The 21009-nt window shown below is 65.4% G+C and carries 3 protein-coding genes and 1 pseudogene; 3 read left to right on the plus strand and 1 reads right to left on the minus strand.

Features of this window, described 5'->3' with window-relative positions; translation table 11 throughout:
- Positions 1–57 precede the first annotated feature (57 nt).
- The gene (locus ABZ293_RS40740; protein ID WP_355189688.1) at positions 58–273 is read left to right on the plus strand and encodes a hypothetical protein; all 216 of its coding nucleotides are present in this window, start codon (positions 58–60) and stop codon (positions 271–273) included.
- Positions 274–384: 111 nt separating this feature from the next.
- On the opposite strand, the gene ABZ293_RS40745 is transcribed toward ABZ293_RS40740, so the two are convergent.
- Positions 385–2082: a hypothetical protein gene (locus tag ABZ293_RS40745; RefSeq protein ID WP_355189689.1), complete on the minus strand. Its 1698-nt coding sequence runs from the start codon at positions 2080–2082 to the stop codon at positions 385–387.
- Between the two features lie 234 nt (positions 2083–2316).
- Between ABZ293_RS40745 and ABZ293_RS40750 the strand changes: the two genes are divergently transcribed.
- Positions 2317–2781 carry a YbaB/EbfC family nucleoid-associated protein gene (locus ABZ293_RS40750; protein ID WP_355189690.1) on the plus strand — a complete coding sequence of 155 codons (465 nt, stop codon included), beginning with the start codon at positions 2317–2319 and terminating at the stop codon, positions 2779–2781.
- A 215-nt stretch (positions 2782–2996) separates the two neighbouring features.
- A pseudogene (locus ABZ293_RS40755) lies at positions 2997–21009 on the plus strand (hypothetical protein); the annotation flags it as partial.

The following is a 21009-nucleotide window of genomic DNA, read 5'->3' on the forward strand; positions in this document are numbered from 1 at the left end:
ATACGACAAACTCGCCGTCCGCTTCCTGGCTACCGTCCACATCGCCGCCATCGACCTGTGGCTACGGTGACCCGACTTTCGAAACACGGCCTAGGTGAGCGGATTCCCAGCGCCATCGATGAGATCCTCACCGGGCTGCTTCCGCACATCGAGCCGCTTGTCTCGGCTTTCCTTGTCCCGGAAGAATTCCTCGGGCAAGTACCCATCGCAAGCGATGATCCGCTCACCTGGTTCGACGACCCGGAGGGACCGTGGCACAGCCTCGGCCGCTGAGATTCAGCTCGATGGCGGGCCTTACTGTCCCCAAGATAATTGAAGAAGGGATAACGGCCGCCCGGATCGTTCAGGTGTTCTCCCGCACGATCCGGGCAGGGCCTGCAGACCTCAGATCACGAGATCGTCGGTGGCTCTGGTCTGCCGCTGTTGGAAGCGCTGTTCGAAGCCTTCGAAGTACGTGGACGGTGCCGTCGAGGAGGAGGATTGTTCGATGACTCCGTCGTCGGCGATGTAGAAAATCGCGCGGCCGATGGCGATTTCGCCGGGTTCGGTGGGGACGAACACCATCCAGCCGACGTCGAGGCGTTCGCCGACGAGCTGGTCGAGCGGATAACCAGTGGTGTCGACGCCGAGGGCTTGGATGTAGTCGCGCACCAGGATGATGGCCTGATCCTCCGGCAGCGGTTCGGGGTCGGTGACCGCGAGACCGGCCAGTGACAGCTGGTACATGGCGCCGTCGATGTTGTCGGCGGCGTCTTCGAACACCGCGGTGAGCGTATCCCGGGTGACGACACCGGCTTCGGCGGAGGCGACCAGTGTCGCCGCTGCTTCCCGTTGTTGTTCGGTCGGCTCATTGCTGATCACGGCGCACACGATGTCGGCGACGGTCTGTGCCGACCACACGCCGGGGACGGCGGGGCTGAGCTGGTCGGCGCCGGGGGATTCGCCGCGGTGCCAGCTGCCGTGGGACCACCAGTAGCAGAACGACAATTGTCCTTGGGACGCACGGGGATTGAGTACCTGGTTGGCCACCCAGTCGGGGGCGCCGGCATACAGGTCCGGCAGTTCGTTGTCGTCGTTGTAGGCGGCGTCGAGTTCGGGTGCGTTCCACACGCCACCCGACAACACCGCGCGGCCGCCGGGCAGCACGAACAACGTGGAGCCGCTGCGGGCGGATCCTTCGAAGATTCCGAGCGCGGGGCGGATGCGCGGTCCGAGTTCGGAGCCGATGGCGACGAAGGCTGCCGCGATGGTGGCCCAGCGTGCCCACAGCGTGGGCAGTGGCGGGAAGTCCTCGCGGGACAGCGTCGAGGTGATGCCGGCGTCGCGGTCGGCGCGAGCTTGTGCGGCGGCGTCCTGGGGCGAACGCCATTGCCGCTCGTCGTGGAAGATGTAGGCGGCCAGCCACACCGGGATGCTGTCGCGCGGAAAGGTTTCCAGGTCGGCGCGATAGGCCTCGGGCGGCAGGAGCTGGTCGTCGGGGAACGGTTCGTCGGCGTAGTCGTAGTCGACCTCGACCTCGCCGGTGGCCTCGAGCGCGATGAGCATGCGCCACCAGGGGCCGTCGCCGAGTTGCGCGGACAGCTCGCGATGCAGCGGGACGAGTTCGTTGACCTCCTGGGACGGCTCGGTCTGGGAGACCTGATCCTCGTCGTCGTAGTACAGGATGTAGGCGATGCCGCCGGCGACGGTGAGTGCGAAGGTCGCCTCCAGTGACTGCCAGCCTTCGGGGCCCGCGATGCCGAGTTCGCGGGCGATGCGGTGGGCGAGTTCGGTGGCCTGGTCCTCGATCGTCGGGGGCTCGTCGGCCGCCGGCGCTTCGGTTTCTTGCCCGTCGGTCGCCGCGGGCTCGTCATCGGTTCCCGGTGGTTCGGTGGCCTGCTCTTCGGGCGCTCGTGCCGCGGGGGGCGGCTCCGCGCTCTCGGCTGCCGGGCCCGAATCGGCGGGCGCGGCGGGCGTTTCCCGCGCGCCGGTCGTCTGCTCATCGGCGCTACCGGACGGCTGCGCGGCGCCGGCGCCCAGCCGGAAGCCGACGTCGGGGGCGTCGCCGTTCCCGGCCGGATCTTGCTGCTGGGGTTCGCTCATATGATGAAAGAATTCCATCCGCGTAGGCTTCGATTCATTACTTGGATTGTATCCAACACGACGCCGGTAAGTTTCGAATAATACTGGCGTAACGGATCACTGCTGACCGGTAAGAATGGCGTGATAAACGTGTCATGACAGGATTTCGGTGCTCCCTGAGGTGCTACGTTCAGCAGGGAATCGATATGGACTCGTGGTGGGGTCCATATCTTGGTGTGGGTAGGAGAATTCGACGTGGCTAACGAACAGACCAAGGGTGACGTCGCCGATCTGCTCGATACGATCAATCTGCATATCCGCTCGATCGCCGAGGTGCAGCAGCAGCGTGTCGAGCTCACCGCCACCGCTACCGCGGGCGAGGGCAAGGTGCGCATCACGGTGAACGCCGACGGTGTCGTGATCGAGACCCGATTCGCCGACGACATCGACGAATTGGACTACGACGAGATCGCCGACGCGGTCACCGATGCCACCCAGGAGGCCGCCGCCGAGGTCGCGCGCAAGGCCGAGGAATTGATCGCGCCGATCCGCAAGACCCGGTCCCGGCTGCCGAGCCTGTCGTCGATGGTCGAGGGCCTGCCCGACCTGCGCACGAAAACGCCCGAGCTGCAACGGGCGTCGTTCGATTCGCCCGCCCAGCGCGAGCAGGCCGGGTCCGGTGACGCGAGCACCGGGTGGTCGGTCGCCGACCGCGACTGATCGGCATACATGGCGAATTCGCATACGTGGTCCGGGATCTCCGGGCCGGAGCGCGGGAAGGTGTTCGGCGCGTGCCGGGGACTTCCGATCGTGCTGCGGTCCGGTGTAGCCGGCTGGGCCGCGCATGCCGCCGCGCCGAGCCGCAGCGCGCCGAGCCCATCGGCACCCGAGAGTCGCGCGGGGAGTAGCGAATTCGGCGTCGGAAGCGCCGATCGATGAGCATCGAGATGCCGGCTGGGCTGGAGTGGCTCAGTTACCTGGCGGGTGCCGCGTGGCCGAAGGGCGACGAGGACAAGATGTTCGCGCTCGACGACGACTACAAGACCGCGGCGACGAGCCTGAACGGGCTCATCGAGCAGCTGCACACCGCGTGTAATACCGCGACCGACAATTATTCGGGCCACGGCGCGGACAAGATGAAGAGCCAGTTCGACAAATTCTTCTCCGGCGACCAGTCGATCGCGAAGATGGTCGAAAATCTGAATCAGATCGGCAAATCGGCCCACGACATGGGCGCCGAGATCGAGCACACCAAGCTGCAGGTCATCATCACGCTGTCGATCCTGGCGGCCGAGATCGCGTACGCGCTGACGACGTGGTTCGGGGCGGCGGTGATTCCGGCGCTGGAAGCCGAGACCGAGGGCGTCATGGCGGTGATCGGCCGCACGCTGGCCACGCGGCTGTCGTGGCTGGTCAACCACGCCAAGACGATCGCGAATATGCCGCTGTGGAAGCTGGCCGCGATCAGCGGTGGGGTGCAGGGTGGCCTGGGCCTGCTGACCGAGGTCGCGGTGGAGGGCATTCAGAACGCGAAGGGCCATATCGACGGCTACGACCTGAAGCGGATCTTCGTCGCGGGAGCCGTGGGCGCGGCGGGTGGCGCGGTGGGTGCGCCGGTCGGCAGCGTCATCGGTAAGGGCCTGGGTAATTGGGTCACCAAGCAATGGGGGATGACGACGACGCGGGCCACCGGTGTCGCCTTCGTAGCCGGTGTCGGTGGTGGTTTGGCGGGTGTCGGCGCCGGTTTCGTGACCGGTGGGCTGTTGACGGGGGAGTGGGAGTTCGATCCGGCGATGCTCGCCGGTGGTGCGGCCGGTGGCATGTTCGGTGCTCTGCACGGTTCGATCGGTCATGCGCGGGACGCCGCGCTGGCCAAGTCGTCGACCTTGCATCCCACCGATCTGAAGATTTCCGGTGGCGATCATTTCGACGGCAGTTCCGGGAATTCGCGGCCGGACCAGGGCGGTGGGGGTGGCCGCTCGATCATGCCCGATCGTGTGGATGACAACGGGAACTCGGGGCAGCGAACCCGGCCGTCGTCGTCGCCGGGTGACGGCTCCGAAAACGGCAGCGGCCGCCCCTCGGATCGGCCGGGATCCGAGCGCGGGGACGGTGAGTCGCGGGGCGGCTCGACCGGGCCACGCGAGTTCCACGACAGCACCGCGCCGGCGCAGCCGGCACCGGTTCGCCGGGGCAGCATCGCGAATATTTCGACATTCTCGAATTCGAGCGCGACGCCGTCCCGCTCGAGCTCGATCTCTGCCAGCGCCAGTGACGGGTCGTCGTCGCACACGTCGGTGTCGACGGGGACGCACAGTGCGCCGCCACCGCAGAACCGGGAGTTCGGTGCCACCTCGGAGACGGTGTCGCGGTCGTCGTCGCAGGGTTCGCACGAGTTCCGATCCGGCGCGGAGGTGACGACGCAGAAGAGTTCGGTTGTCCCCGAGAATCTTTTGCGCAGTCCGTCGGTGTCCGAGCACTCGGAGGGCGGGTTCACCGCGGTCGCCTCGCACACCTCGGACGAGGTCACCCCGCACACCTCGAACCAGGTCGCTTCGCACGACTCGAACGAGGTCGTTTCGCGCACGCCGAGCGAGCACGAGTTCACGCCGAGTGAGCGCGAGTTCACGCCGAGTGAGGCGGATTCGCGGTCGGTGTCGGAATCGTCGATGCGGGGCCCGGCGTCGGAGACGAGTTCCTTGGCGGGCTCGGAGGGTCCGGTCCGGTCGGCGCCCGACGCACCGGCGAACATCCGGCACGGCGGCCTCGAAATCCCCTCTCGGCCAAGCACTCCGGAATCCCGGCCGAGCAGTCCGGAGACCCGGTCCAGCACTCCGGAGACCCGGCCGAGCACCCCGGAGACTCGGCCGAGCAGTCCGGAGACTCGGCCGAGTAGTCCGGAGACCGAGCCGGTGTCGCGCCGTTCGGAGCCTCCGTTCTCCTCGACGGCCCCGGAGAACGGATCGCGGACCCGAATCACCGCGGCGCACGACGAGTCCGGCCCGGCAGACTCGCGTGGCAAAGTCCAGCCCACGCCCGAGGCATTGGGGAACGGACGACACGGCGGCCCCGAAACACCTTCTCGGCCAAACACATCAGAGGGCGGGTCGCAATCGCGCATCGCCCCCGCGCACAACGAGTCCACCTCGACCGGGCAGCGGACCGGTCGGGAAGATCAGGTATCGGCGCAGGGGCCATCGTCCCGGGCGTCCTCCGAGGGTCCGGAGCGCGGGGTCGGTCCCACGTCCGGGCGGTCGGGTGACCACGGGGATACGAATGTCGGTAACCGGGGTGGGGAGGGACCGCGGTCGCGTCCGGCGGCGGGCGAGCCGGACGGCATCGGTGGTGCGCGGACCCATTCCGAGTCCCGCACGCACGACGCGCCTGAGCATGGCGCCACTACCGGACCACACCGGAGCGAGCACGCCGGTAGCCGGGACGAGAGGACTGGTTCCTTCCACGAGCAGTTGAAGGAAGACATCGTCGCGGCCGACCGCGAGAACGCCCGGCTGCAGGCCGATACCGAGACGCGGTTCAACGAGAAGCGGGATCGTCTCGAGCAGACGCGTAGTGATCGGGAGGAAACCCGGCAGGCCCTCAACAAGGCGGTCGACGAGTTCGAAGCCAAGGTGCGCGGTGGCTTGGATGAGGGGATCATCGCGGCACGGGATCGGGTGGAACACGAGCGGACCGCGCTGGAGCGAAGCAGGCGGCACTATGCCACCGAGGCCGCCGACGAGGAGCCGCAGCCGCAGCGTCTCGAATGGCTGAAGCAGGAGATCAACGCCGGCACTGAGCGGTTGCGGTCGGAGCTGGTCGCGCACGAGGCGCTGCTGCGGGCCGCGAACGGTGATCACTCGGCCGAACTGAAGTCGGTGACGGCAGCGCGTGAGGAGTTGTTGCGGGAGGCCGCCGGTGATCGTTCGGAGGCGTTGGCGGCGGCACAGACCGAGCGTGATCGGCTGGAGTCTCGGTGGGGCAGAAAGGGTTTCGTTTCCGACGCGTTGGGGTGGCTGCGGCCGGAGGTGCGGGCCGGCCGGTTGGCGGCCGCGCGGGCCCAGGAGCGGGTGGCCGAGCTGAAAGCCGGTCTGGACGAACATCTTTCGTCCGCGGGGAGGGACTTCCGGTCGGAGGTGAGTCAGCGGGTCAGGGAGCTCGAGCATGCTTTGGCCACTCGGGAAGCCGAGGCGAAGGCCCAGGCGGGTCTGGATGAGCTGAAGTCCCGGCTGGACGAGCAGACCGCGGCGCATGCGGAGGCGTTTGCGGAGTTCAAGAGCGGCGGGCTCGAGGTGCTCGATAAGCGCTGGGAGGCATCGCAGGCTGCGGGGAAAGCGGATCTGGCGGCGTTCGAAGGGGGAGCGGTCGATCGTAAGGCCGCGTTCGCGGCCGCGGCGCGTAAGGAAAAGGAAACGCAGGAGAAGTTCCTCGAACTCGCCAACGTCTACGACGAGGAGATATTTCAGCGGGTGGATGAGGCGGTGCCGCGGGTCTCCGATGACGAGATCAAGAACATGGTCAATCGCGGTTCGACCATGGAGAAGTTCGTCGGTGTGCGCGAGTATGTGCGCCGGGCGACGGGGTATGGCACCGAAGCCAAGGGCGGCCGGGATCTGCGGGATACCCAGTTGTTCGGGATCATGTCGCGCTGGTCCAACTTGCGGACCGGTGAGGGTAAGACGCTGGTGACGATCGTGAAGGCGTGGGTGGCGGCCCGGGAGCACGAGCGGGTGTATGTGACGACCAGCGGGGACAATCAGGTCGGTGATCTGATCGATGAATTCGGGAATTTCGGTAATTCGAAGTCATTGATCGGTGGCCTGGATGTGCAGGTGGACCGGATGGTCACCGAGGGAGATCTGCCCAAACCTGGAGACGGCACCGGGCACATCGTGGTCGCCACGATGTACGACATGAAACAGCGAGTCCTGCACGAGGAGTCGCGAATGCTCGGCCTCCTCGAAGAAAAGGGTATGTCGGCCGAAGAGATCCAGGCGTTGCGTGACCGTTTCAATGTGGACCGGCCCAACGTCGACGAGATGACGGAGGTTTTCAATGAAGCGGCTGATCGGCACGGTCTGAAAGATCGGTTCGAGCCGTTCCCGCCGGGCAAGCACATCGCCGATGAAATGGACACGTTGGGCAGCGAGGAATCGGTCCTGACACCTAGTAACCCGGACAAGATGCCCGACGATCAAGTCGCGGTCCGTAAGCAGGTCCACGATCGGGTCGAGGCGGCCGCGGCGTTGTCCGAGGATCCGTTGACGGCAAAGCATTTCGGCAAACCCGACGGTACCCGGGGTTTCTGGCCGGCGCAGGCCTCCAAGGAGGTTATCGATCGGCTCAATCGGGTGCCGGGGCCGCGGGTGAGCGAGGACGATCCGTTGCTGGCCGAGTACGCCCACAAGGCGGTGGCGAAATGGGGCCCGGAGCGCAACAACGATTACATCGAAGGTCGCGGCGACACCTCTGCGAACAACAAGATCAAGACGATGGCGTCGTCCACCACCGACAAGGTGATGGCCGACCGGAGCAAGGGGACCGAGACCCGCTTCGCGGGGGTCAGCGCGTATCTCGAGATGCAGGCCGGGGTGGACGTGATGGCGGAGCTGCCCAAGGAAGCACTGCACATGTCGGATGCGCAGTTGATCGGCACCCGGCTGCTGCAGGACACTCAGGGGCATTCCGGCACGGCGAAGATCGCGGAGCAGAAGCTCTACGACCAGGGCGTGATCACGGGTCCGGTGCGCGAGATCGACCCGTACTACAAGTCTCAGGTCAAGTTCTTGAAGGATCGGGAGTTCGACAACACCGAAGACATGCTCAAGGACTTGGCCGGCCTGATCCTGGAGGACGCGAAGCTCGAGCTGGTGGTGCGGGACGGGCAGGTGGTCGATGTGAAGGCGACCGGGCTCAACCAGCTGGTCGGCGGCTTCGACAACCGGGATCTGCGTGGTGACGATATCCGAGTCGACGAACACAACCGCCCGGTCATCGAGAACGGGGAGCGAGTGCGGCTGTCCGGGTGGCAGGACAAGAAGGATTCGGAGAAGGGTGTCGTCGACTGGGTCGATGAGTTGGTCGACCGGAGGGTGCGTGACATGGCCGGTACCGAACTCGCTGTCGCCGCGGGAGTCAAGCTGAAGTACGACGTCCTCGATGGGCGGTTCGACGACGGGTTCGACAGTGCCGATGCGGCCGAACTGGCGGGCAAGAAGATCATCAAGGAATTCGGCAACGAGAATCGCGACGACGCGGTGCTGGTTTTCGTGAACAAGGGCCGCATGCGGGGCACCGACTACAACACGATTCAACGCCTGATCGATGAGGGGACCGGCAATTCGGGCAAGTTCATCGGCGGCTCCAGATACGGGGAGGCCGCGGTGGACCAGGGTGACGGTCGAATGGGGCGCGGCGGCAAGGGGTCCGACCGGGAAACCGGCGGGACCCCCGGCACCGTCCAGCACTGGTATTCACCCAAGGACTACCGGGGCCCGGTGGCACATGACGGAGTTATCCGACAGGTCATCGAATATCAGAATGCCGCCAAGGCGCACCGGGAGGCCGTCGCCGACCATAACGAGAACCCGAGCATCGAGACCCTCAGCGCACTCACCGACGCGGACAAAGCCGTGCAGCACACCGAACAGGTTCTGCACGACGAGACAAGGCCGACCCTGCAACGTGTCGTCGACGAGCATCTCGCCGCAGCCGCCCGCCGCGGAAACTATCGAGCCAATGCTCCTCCGATGGGTGGCCGGGGCGACCTCGCCCCACCGGGGATGGGCCCGACTGCCCCGCCATCCCCAGAAAAGCAGATCGCCACACCGCATCCGGATGACAGCGACGGGTACGACAGCGATTCGACCGCCTCGCATTCGGGTGACTCGTTGTTCGACCACTCGGACGATTCGGCGTCGAGTCACAGCTGGACCGACGACGAGCTCTCCGAGTCGGACCTGGCCGAAAACGACGGTGGCCCAGCACTTTCCGATCAGCACACCAAGCCTGGTCCCGATATCCCCGTCGGTAAGCACGATGCCGACCCGCAGCGCGAGGCGCTCGGTCCCGACGAACAGCATTCCGACTCGAGCCGACCCGAAAATGACCGTGGCCCAGCTCTTTCCGGGCAAGATTCCAAATCTGGACCCGATTCCCCGGTCGGTCAGCGCGATGTCGACCCGCAGCGCAGGACGCCCGGCCTCGACGATCAGCGCTCCAACTCGGACTTGTCCGAGGATGACCGTGGGCCAGTTCTTTCGGAGCAGCCCGCCGAGTCTCGGCCCGATATCCCCGTCGGTCAGCACGATGGCGACCCGCAGCTTCGGACGCCCGGCGCCGACAAGCAGTCTGTACCCGATTCCCCGGTCGATCAGCGCGATGTCGACCCGCAGCGCAGGACGCCCGGCCTCGACGATCAGCGCTCCAACTCGGGCCTGTCCGAAAATGACCGTGGGCCAGCCCTTTCTGAGCAGCACAGTACTTCTCACCCCGACTCACTCGGTGATCATCATCAGACCGAGCCCAAACGCGAGACCACTGGCACCGACGAGACCCCGGCGGCAGAGGTTCCCGAACAGGTCCACACCCCCGGTGCGCAAGACCGCGCGAGCCGGGACCACACCGATCCCGACCCGCAGCGCGGACCGAAGTCCGACGAGCCGATGGGCCGGCGCGAGCAACAACTACGAAATCGCCTGCGGGACAACGACGAGGTCCGCGACCACCCGCGTGTGATCGATGCCCGGGATCGGCTGACCGCTGCGCGGACGGAGGTCGAGGACACCCGTCGGATGGTGGAAGGCGATCACGCGCAGGAGCCGGGATCGAACTCCGCGGCCGCCTTGCATGAGCTGCACGGAGAGGCGCAGTCGCAGCTACAGGAGGCGCATGCCGCGCACGAAGCTGCGGTAGAGCATGCGGTGCAGGAGCGTTACGAGGAGCTGCAGGCCGAATCCGAGGCCAGGATCGCCGCCGCTCAGCAGGATGCGGTGTGGATGCGCGAGTCCACCGAGGTTCAGATGCACACTGCCCGTGAGCATTTGCATATGACCACGAGCCACCTGAAGAAGGCCAGGGCCGAGTACGAGACGGCGAAGGCGGAACTCGGGACCGGTCTGCGGGACGTCGAGACCTCGCAGCAAAAGGTCGAGACGGCGCGGAATGCGTTGCACGACAGCCGGAACGAGTACGAACAGGCCCGCGCCGGCAACGAGCCGCGGCCGGAATACTTGAAGCAGTTGAGTCGTGAAGTCAAGCAGCGCACGCGAAATCTGCGGGATGAACTGATCGAGCACGAGGCACTGCTGACCGCCACCAGAAGTAATCCGGAAGAGCGGGCGGCGGTGCAGCGGGAGCGTCGTGAGCTGGCGCCGGCCTGGCGGGTCCAGGAGGCGTTCGGCAACAAGGTCGAGCAGCGATCCGCCGTGTGGCGCAAGGCATTGAGCCGGCAGCAGTCCGATCCGGCGGCGCAGGCGCGGGTGGAGGAGTTGCGCCAGGGTCTGGAGGAGCAGGAGGCGGCATATCCGCAGGCGGTCGAGAACTTCAAGACCACGATGCTGGGAGTGATCGAGGACCGGCTCGCGAGTGTCGAGAACGCGAAGAAACCGGATCGCGACGCCTACGAGGCGGGCCTGGCGGACAAGCGGGCGGCGATGCAGGCGGCGTCACGAAAGGCGCTCGCGGCCGCAGACGCGGTGCAGAAGGCCGCGTTCGTATTCCGGGACGAGGTGTTGCGCAAGACCACCGAGACCGACCCGGTGACCGGGCGGCGAGCGACCGACTACGAGGTGGATCGCCTGGTGCGTGTCGGCACTCGCGCGGAGCGGGTGGCGGCGATGCCGGAGTGGATGACGCGCCGGGATCCGGAGAGTCGCACCCCGCGCGAGACTCAAATGCTGGCGTATGTGCTGACCGAATTCGGCCCCGCGGATATGAAGGGTGGCGAGGGCAAGACCCTGCTGATGATCATGGCCGGGTACCGCGATGCCCGCGTCCATGGTGTGGTGAACAGCCTGACCAGCAGCGATCCGCTGGTGGTTGACATGATGAACGAGGTTCGGACGTACCTGGGATCGCATCACCCGGACGCGGGTGTGGATTTGGTGCATTTGCAGGAGAGCGAGCCGTTCCCGCAGTGGGGCTGGGATGCCCGGGACAAGGGCAGGAGCCTGCTGGTGGTGGGCACGAAAGAGGCGGTGATCTTCGCCGGCCTGCACGAGGCGCACGCCATGGTGGACGAGATCGAGCGGGCGGGTGCGCCGGCGGATGTGGTTGCGGGGCTGCGGGATTGGCTGCGTACGGAGCCGCACGTGGACGAGCTGGCCGATCACCTGAACGCGATGGCGCAGGAGCACGGGTCGTCGCGGCGGTTCCGGCCGCTGCCCGAGGGCGTGGGGAATTTCGACGAGGTCGATACCGCCTTCGACGGGCAGGTGCGGGGCGTGCTGTCACCGGGTGCCCGTGAGGACGCGAACCCGGAGCAGGTGGCGGAGCTGAAAGACGCATATGAGAAGTTCCGCATTGCGATGCTGGATCATCGCTTGAAGCCGGAAGATCGCTTGAACGCCAAGGATTTCGGCAGGCCGGAGAATACGAAGGGGCTCTGGCACGCGCGGTTGAGCGATACCGCGGTCGAGAAGCTGGCCGCGGCGACCGGCGAGGACCGGAATGTGGTGCTCGCCGCCGCGAAGCACTACACGAACTTCGCACTGGCCAGGTGGGGGCTCAAACGCGGCGCCGACTTCATCACCTCGCGCGAGCACGACAAGGTGATGCTGATCCACGCGAAGACCACCGACAAGTTGTCGTGGGATCGGGAGAAGGCCAGCGAGACGCGGTTGCAGGAGCTGGGCCAGTACCTCGACGTCGTCGAGGGCGTGACGGTGCGCGGTGATCACCCGGCGGATTCGCTGACGATGTCGCTGAATCAGTGGATCGGCAGCCGGTACCTGAAGAATCCGAAGGGTGTGTCGGGCACGGCGAAAGAAGTCGAAGACGTCATGTACGACAGCTGGGGCGGTAAGGGCGACGAGCGGGGTGACTATTTCGGGGTGCCGGAGATCGAGCGGTATTACCGATCGAAATTGGACGAGGAGGATACGTCCAAGTTCAACAGTCGCATGGCGAAACTGGCGGGTATAGCGACCGACGTCATCGACGCCGCGAAGATCTCGTTCACCGTGCAGGACGGCGTGATTGTGGGGATCGAGCAGAAGGGCCGGCCGCAGTGGAACATCTCGCTCGACAACAGCGAGATCCGCGGCGACAGTGAGCGTCTGGTGGAGCGGGTCGTCGACAAGCCGGGCGGCGGCCGGACGGTCGAGGAGACCAGGATCGAGCTGAATCACTGGCGGGACAAGGAATTGTCCGAGCGGGGGGTCATCGATTGGGTCGACGCGATGGTCGATCGACGCGTAATGACGCATGCGCTGGAACACGGGCTGACGATCGCGAAAGGGGTGAAACTCACCTATACCGCGATCGATGCCGAGTGGCACGAGCAGCACGGCGGCGGTGATGCCGCCGAGATCAAGGCCGCCGAGCTGGTGAAGCAGTTCGGGAAGCCGGGCAGCATCATGTTCATCAACAAGTCGGGTGCGCGCGGGACCGACCCGAAGCCGACGGCGGAGTCGAAGTTGCTCGGCGGCGTCATCACCAGAGTCAGTGGCGGCCCGGCCTTTTCGATGCGAGTGTTGTTGCAGGCGATCTGGCGTTCGGCCCGCGGCGGGTCGGGCGAGGACCGGGAGAACGGCGGCACGCCCGGGTCGGCGAAGGTCTATATCGCGACCGACGATTTCGTCACCGAAATCGAAGACGCGCAAGCCGTTCGCGAGGTCATCCAGTACGCCAAAGCGATGGAGGAGCGGGACCAGGCCGCCGCCCGGTACGAGGCCGATCCTTCCGTGGAGAAACAGAAGGCTCTCGGCAAGGCCGATGAGCGCGTCGAGGAGACCGAGCGGGTGCTGCAGGACGAGACGATGCCGCGATTGCAGCGTCGCGCCGAGGAACAGCTGCTCGCGCCCCACCGCGTGCACGAGGACGCGGAACCCGTTCCTGGAGAACGAGACCCACTCCCGGTCGAAGACCCCGGCGCGCATCGCGCCAATGCTCCTCCGGCTACTTCGTCCGCGAGCAAGACGGATGCCGCACCCGGCTCGTCGCGGCGGCTCGCCGCGCCGTCTCCGGAGGGGGAGAAGGTCGGCGCTCGGCTCGATGGCAGTTCTCCGGACACCGCCCAAGGTTCGGGTCCGAACGCGTCCGTATTCGACGGTTCGTCGAATACGTTGCCGCCCAAGCAATCCGGTGCGCCTGGCCGCACCGACCCGGTGTTCGAGCCCCCGGCGGGTGAGACCTCCTTCGGCCCGGTTCCGGATAAGATATTCGCCGCCGACTCCCATTCGGCCGCACATCATCACCGGACCGACCCGTACGCCGGTGAGACCTACCCCGATGACATCGGCCGCGATCTGCAGCCGCCGTACGTGCGCGGCTCCGATTCGGCGCGGGGGTCGTCGTCTCGGGATGGTGAGTTGGGGCCGTCGGCTCCGCCGGTGTCGGGGTCTGGTTCGGTGGGGGGTTCGGGGTTTGAGGGGGTGTTGGGTGGCGGTGATTGGATGGTTGATTTGCCGTCTCAGTGGGAGCCGGCGGATGGTCCTATTCAGTATTTCGATGATGTTGCGCAGTTTCTGGCTGATTTCGGGGCGGAGTTGACTACGGCGGAGACTCGGGGTGGTGAGTTCTGGAATTATTCGGGTGCGCATATTTATCTGGGTGATGATGAGGGGACGTTGCGGCTGGTTGTTGGTGAGAATGGTGATGTGTATCCGGAGTATCGTTTCAATGATTCGGATACTGCGGCTGGCATGGAGCCTGTCTCGAGGGGTGGTGCTCTGAATTTCATTCGTGGTTATATTGCCGAGCTCAACCGTGATATCACGGCGGTATTCGTTGAGCGTCCCGTCGTCGATGTTTCCGCCGCCGAGCCCGCGGTGGATGCGGGTTCGCGGTCTGCTGATACCGCTGCTGTCCCGGGGTCGGGTCCGTTCAGTGATCTGACGCCTGGAATGCAACAGGTATTCGCTTACCGTGGCAAGGGATACAGTGATCCGCGGATAAATCTCGTTCTCGGTCTCAAGGGCAAAAATTCCGTCTCGGAATATTTCGACAGGGCACGCGTGATACTTGGAGTGGAGAACAATGAAGCGGCAATGGAGAAAGTAGCGGATGACCCAGACTTTGACAGAATGAAGAGCGAGTTGCCGCCTCCGTCCGACCATCTATTAGCGGAGGAGCGGGCAACTCTTCCATATGTCGCCAAAGGCCACCGGTCCAGGCAGATCGACGACATCCTGGAAGTGCCCCGGCGAACGTCCTCGCGGCGTATCGATGAGTTGGCCAAGGTATTCGAGGTTCGGGAAAGCACCGATGATTGGGTGGCTTTCACTTCGGCGCTTCGGGAGAAAGCGTTGGATTGTGGGGCGCTGACCCTCGAGGAGTTGGACAGGACTGCAGCGCCTTCGGAGCTGATGCCCAAGGATCGAAATCTCCTCGAGCACTTCGCTGCCGGATATTCGGGTGCAGAAGTCATGGCGGCACTCGGGTTGAAGCCGGACACTGTGCCCGCCTATCTGAACAGAATCGGCCGCCGTTTTAGTGTTGCAGTCAGTAGCCAGCGGGTGATTCCACATGAGGTGGCTCAGCTTCTGGTAAAGGTCGATCCTTATTTGCGGAAAGGCCAGATCGCGGAGTTGCGGATGCGACGCGGCGGCGGGGACGGGTCTGCGGTCCTGCAGCCGCCGTACGTGCGCGGCTCCGATTCGGCGCGGGCGTCGTCGTCTCGGGATGGTGGGGTGCGACCGTCGGCTCCGCCGGTGTCGGGGTCTGGTTCGGTGGGGGGTTCGGGGTTTGAGGGGGTGTTGGGTGGCGGTGATTGGGTGGTTGATTTGCCGTCTCGGTGGGAGCCGGCGGATGGTCCTATTCAGTATTTCGATGATGTTGCGCAGTTTCTGGCTGATTTCGGGGCGGAGTTGACTACGGCGGAGACTCTGGGTGGTGAGTTCTGGAATTATTCGGGTGCGCATATTTATCTGGGTGATGATGAGGGGACGTTGCGGCTGGTTGTTGGTGAGAATGGTGATGTGTATCCGGAGTATCGTTTCAATGATTCGGATACTGCGGCTGGCATGGAGCCTGTCTCGAGGGGTGGTGCTCTGAATTTCATTCGTGATTATATCGCCGAGCTTGGCCGTGATATCACGGCGGTATTCGTTGAGCGTCCCGTCGTTGATGTTTCTGTCGCCGCGCCCGAGGTGGACACGGGTTCGGGGTCTGTTGATACCGTTGCTGATCCGGGGTCGGGTTCGTTCAGTGATCTGTCGCCTGAAGGGCGAGAGGCATTCGCCTACCTTGGCAAGGGATACAGCGAACAGCGGATGATGCGAGCTCTGAATAAAGGCAGAGCTTCCATCCAGGAACGTTTCTACTGGGCACACTTGAAACTTGGAGTAGAGAACAAAGCGGAGGCAATAAAAAAGATAGAGCACGACCAAGGATTTATCGACATGGTGCGTGGTGTGCCGCATCCGTCCGGCCATCTGACAGCGCAAGAGCGGGATATTCTTCCGTATGTCGCCAAAGGCCACCGGTCCAGTCAGATCGATGAGATTCTGAGGCTAACCAAGTCGTCCTTGAATATTATCAAGGAGTTGGCCAGGGTATTCGATGTCCGGGTCAGCGCCGATAACTGGGTAGGTTACACCTCGACTCTGCGGGAACGTGCCGTGGAGCAGGGGGTACTGACCGTCGAAGAGCTGGACAAGATTGAACCTCCTTCGAAACTGGCGCCCCATGAGCGAAACGTCCTCGAGTACTTCGCTGCCGAGTACACGGGTGCAGAAGTCGCGGCGGCACTCGGGTTTAAGCTGGACCGTTTGCTCGGAAATCTGCACAGAATCGGCCGCCGTTTTGATGTTGTAGTCAATAGCCGGCGGCTGGTTCCAGACGAGGTGGCTCAGCTTCTGGTAAAGGTCGATCCTTATTTGCGGAAAGGCCAGATCGCGGAGTTGCGGATGCGACGCGGCGGCGGGGACGGGTCCGCGGTCCTGCAGCCGCCGTACGTGCGCGGCTCCGATTCGGCGCGGGCGTCGTCGTCTCGGGATGGCGGGGTGCGGCCGTCGGCTCCACCGGCGGCCGTTGCGGCAGCCCATTCGTCCGTTGCCGACCCGCGGGCGAGCCGGCCGTCCGAGCGGGAGGCCGACGACGGTGAGTTCGGACCCGACCTGCGGCAGCAGCACGAGGTCGAACTCGATAGGCCGACTCAGGTCCGTCGGCAACGCTTCAACCACGACGGTCTGCGTCCGCCGCGACTGTCTCGTGGCGACCGGCGGAAGAATCTGACACCTGCGCAGCGGGAGAAGTTGCTGCCGACTCCCGCCGTCGGGATGCGGCTGCGCCGCCCCACGGATGGCGAGGGCCTCCTCAGCATCATCGATCACCACGGCGGGGTGGAGCGACTGCCGGCCAAGGGCGTGAAAGTGCCCGCCATATTGGTCGAACAGCACGGCCATGGACCCGACTATTACCAGATCATGTGGCCGAATGAGCCGATCCAGTATGTGCGTCGGGATCTGGCCCATGTTCCTGGGTATCGGGCCGCGGGGTTCACTTTCGAACACGGGCCGAACGGTGACCTCCGTGGCACGCTGAGCTGGGATGTGCCGGGCGGTGAGGCTCGATTCCTCGCGTACGACGCCGAGGATCGGCCGACGCCGACGATAGTCGCCTACGACGACCCCCTCGTGATGAAACCCGGGTTGGGGCCGTGGCGGTGGATGAAATTCCCCGAGGACTCGCGGTGGGTCCGTACCGCCGCGCCACACGACATTATTCCGGAACTGCCGCGTCTGGCTCCCCGGCACAATGATCCGCTCTACGGGCGAGACGAACGGGGCAAGCCCAGGCCAAAGCCGCAAGACGTGCGGCAGGGTAAGGCCGGCGATTGCTCCCTGCTGGCCGATCTCAAGTGGCTCGCCCACCACGATCCGGATTCGATCATCAGGATGTTGCACGACAACAAGGACGGCACCGTCTCCGTCCGCCTGCTCGTCGAAGACGACCATGGCGACACCAGGCTGGAATGGGTGCGGGTCGAGAAGTCGAACTATGTCGAAGTCGGCACCGAGACCGGGTATTTCATCCGCCATGAGCCCGGAGAACCACTGTGGGCCACCATGATCGAGAAGGCTTACGCGATCCGTTTCGGCAACGGCGACGGCTACCTGGCCCTCGAAGGCCACCCGCTCGTTCAGGCGGCAGCTCGCTTGGGCAAGGGCTTCCACCTGGCCAAGGGTGGAGCTTTGCCGCAACCGGTCCAGCAGATGCGGCGTCGCGACATACTGCATCCACTCAGATTCGACGTCGACACGCTGCACGAGTTGGTGAGCACCTATATTTCACGCCAGGTGCGCTCGGACATCTCGACCGACGATTTCCCCGTGGCGGATTTCGAGTTCTCGCACGCGCTGGCCGAAACCTTCGAGGATTGGAATGCTGCGGATCTCAGGTCCCCCACCGGTTTCCGCGAGCGTCTCGACCGGCTTCACCCGCAGCAATGGGAACTGGAAAAGGACGCTCTGACCCAATATCTCCACGAGGTATACGACGGGCAGCCGGAGGACCGGGTACTGTCCGGCAGATCCGTGGTCGCGGCCCGGGCCATCGGGCAACTGATCCGATGGGCACTGCAGCGCGACACCACAGTGACATTGGCGACCGACCGATTCGGGGGGGGTGGTTCGAATCTGCAGGTGGGGCCGGGCCTGCTGCCGGACCATGCCTTTACGGTCCTCGGGGTCGAGTACGATGCGAGCGGTGCACCGGTGCGCCTGCTGCTCGAGGACCCGCACGACCATCACCACCGGTATCCCGTCCCGGCCGCCGGTATCGAACTCCGCCTCGACCCCCGCCCTGTCGAGCACACCGGTGATTCGGTCCGGATTCGCAAGGACCCCGACGGCACCGAATACTTCACCCGGCCCAGCGGCAAATTTCGCCGCGACCCCGACGGCACCGTTTACGGTCTCCTCAGCGACCATGCCCGCTTCTGCAGAACCACCGACGGCACACAGCATCGCACCTACCCCGACGGCAGCCGATTCCGGCGCACGGTCGACGGCACGGTGTTCTGGACGAGCGGGGACGGCCGCGATAAGCGGTTCAAGCGGCGAGGGGATGCCGACTGGACCGACGACCCCGGCCGCATCGACCCGCCGGACGCGACGATACCGCGCCGCGGCGGCATCCTGGCGGTCGGTCTCGAATACCTGCCGTTGTTCAGCGGCATTGGACTGAGCGGCCCCGGAGCATACGGTCTGGACCGGCCCCAGCGAGTAGACCAGCTGCTCAACGCTCTCGACAGCAATGCCTGGCGGACCCTGTTCGACGAGCAGGCCCCCTCGCGGCTCGACGGTTTGGAAGACGACCTGCTGCGCGGCCTGTTCGACGAACCCCGCGAGCCGCGTGCCGACATGGATACCGTCGCCGCCCTCACGGGCCTGACACCCAGATTGCCGGCCCCTGGCCCTTCCGGCACCCGCGAAACGCGGCCGAGGACCGACGACGAACCACGTGTCGGCCCCGAGCACAGCGAGTCCGGGGCGGGTGGTCTTGTTCGGCCCGGCGACGGTCCGGGGAGGCTTCTCCCGGGTGCGGTGTCGGAGGGGGATCGGTTCGACGAGTTCGGCTGGGGGGTGTTCCGGGACAAGTTTACGAGGGTTGATTTCCCGGCGGATACGAGGTTTACGTTCACCGATCGTGATGGATCCCGGTATGTGGCGAGAGTGGAGGAGCCGCAGGGGCCGGAGGGTGGCCGGTATGTCCGGTTTGATGAAGGCAGGGTGTGGCCGGTGGCGGAGTTCGGGAGGCGTTTGCGGGCGGGTTCGCGGCAGTTGATTGGTGGTGTGGTGCGGGTGGTGCAGCCTGCGGTGACTGCCGGGGTTGCCCGGGTGTGGGAGACGGGCCGGTTTTTGTTCGTGCTGGCTGATGATGTTTTCGTTGCGGGGACGAAGGCGTCGTGGCGTGAGGTGGTGCCGGGTGGAGAGGAGAGGAAGGTGTCGGCGACGTTGCGGGAGGGTGGTGTGTTGGATGTTGCGGAGGGTGATTCGAGGTTGCCGATGGTGTTGCCGGTGGCGGGGTTGATGGAGCGTTTGCGGAATGTGGGCGCGGTGGAGGTGGAGGCCGTTCAACGGCGTTTGCCTCCTCCTCGGCCGGGGCCGCCGACGCCGAGGCAGTTGCAAGTACTCAATGGGGTTGCGCAGGGCAAAACCCTTCCAAAGGTCGCTGAGGACCTCGGCATCACCAATGCCCGGACCGAGGAAATCTGGAGGGACGTGCTCGACAAGTTGGACCTGAAGGGGGGTGAGCGTCGTGATTGGTCGATTGCGGTGCTGCTGGGCCGGGAGCATGGGTGGTTGCGGCCGGATCCGTTGCCCGGTGATCTGGATTTCGTGTATTTCGGGCGGGATCCGGAGTCCGGCCGGCCGGTATCGTTCTCGGCCGATGAGGTCGGTTTACTTTCTGTGGTGGCGCGGCACAAATTTACTGCCAGGGGACGTAATCGCTCTGATATAGCCGAGGAGTTCGGTGCCACTAAATGGGTAGTCGACGGGCTTGTGAGGTCGATATACATCAAATTGAATCTGTCGGATGAGGCCCGTAACCTACCGAATGCGAGGCGGGTGGCTCGTGAGTGGGGATTACTGGCTCGGAAGCCTGAACCTGGTGACGGGGACTATTCGGGTACGTTGCCGCCTGCTGAAGGCGCAACGCTTTCCGCGCCGGCGCAGGCATCCTCGTCGCGGGATAGCGGCGCGGCGCGGCCCTCGGTTCCGCGCGCGTCGGGCGCGGACTCGACGGGCGACCGAAACGCTCCTATCGCCGACCCGAGTGGGCCGGGGGATGGGGCTGTCTCGGTGCGTGATGACCTCCACCCCGGTCATGACGACACCATGCCGGCCATCCCGGCCGGTGAGCGCATCCGGGACTTCGACGACCCGGGCCAGTTTCTCGAGGAGCTCGGCGAGGACATGGGCGCGGCCGAGGCACCGGGCGGGGCATTCCCCAGCTACCGGCCCGGTACTGCCCCCGACGGCGTCTCGCGCACCATCCCGGGCGGCGCGGACGGCGCCGCCGCTCCGGGTACCACACCGATCGGCGCACCGCACTCACCGGCCGATGCCCCCGTGCGGCGCCCCGAGCTAGTACTGACACCCAGGCAAAGGGAGATACTCGAGCAGTACGTCATCGACGAGAGCTACAAAGAAGCCGGAAAACGGCTCGGCGGTACTAACAAGGCCACGGTGTTCCAGCACGTGGCCGGCGCGGTACGCAAGCTCGGGGCGGCGGATGTGTGGCAGGTTGTGGATTGGCAGCGCGATGCCGACGACCGGGGGGTCGTTGTCGAGCAGATCGCGGAAGAAGCACGGCGACACTCGCAGACCGCGCAGAGATCGGTCGGGCTGCGGACAGTCCATCAGGGGGAGGCGTTCGCGCAGTACGTTCTCGACTGGCGCTACAGCGCAGCCGGAAGAAGTCTGGGCATGGACCCATCCGCGGTGAGGTCCGCCGTGGCCGCCATGGTGCGCATGCTCGGGGCGGCGCATGTGGGGCAGGCTGCGCGATGGCAGCGTGAGGCCGTCCGCCGGGGGGTTGGTGTCGAGCAGGTCGCGCGAGAAGCGCGGCAACACCCGCAGACCGTGGGGGAACCGGGCGCCGAGGGCGGTTACACCGCCGGCCCCAGCACACTGACGGATGCCGGAAATCAACTGGGGGACGGTACGGCGCTGTGGGACCACCCGATGTTCGACGCTCCGGTACCCGGCGCACACCCACCCGAAATGCTGGTAGACCGCGGAGTCGATGCCGAGCAGGTCGCGCGAGAAGCGCGGCAACACC

Origin of the sequence: Nocardia sp. NPDC005998, from assembly GCF_040614395.1 — a bacterium.
Classification (GTDB): Bacteria; Actinomycetota; Actinomycetes; order Mycobacteriales; family Mycobacteriaceae; genus Nocardia.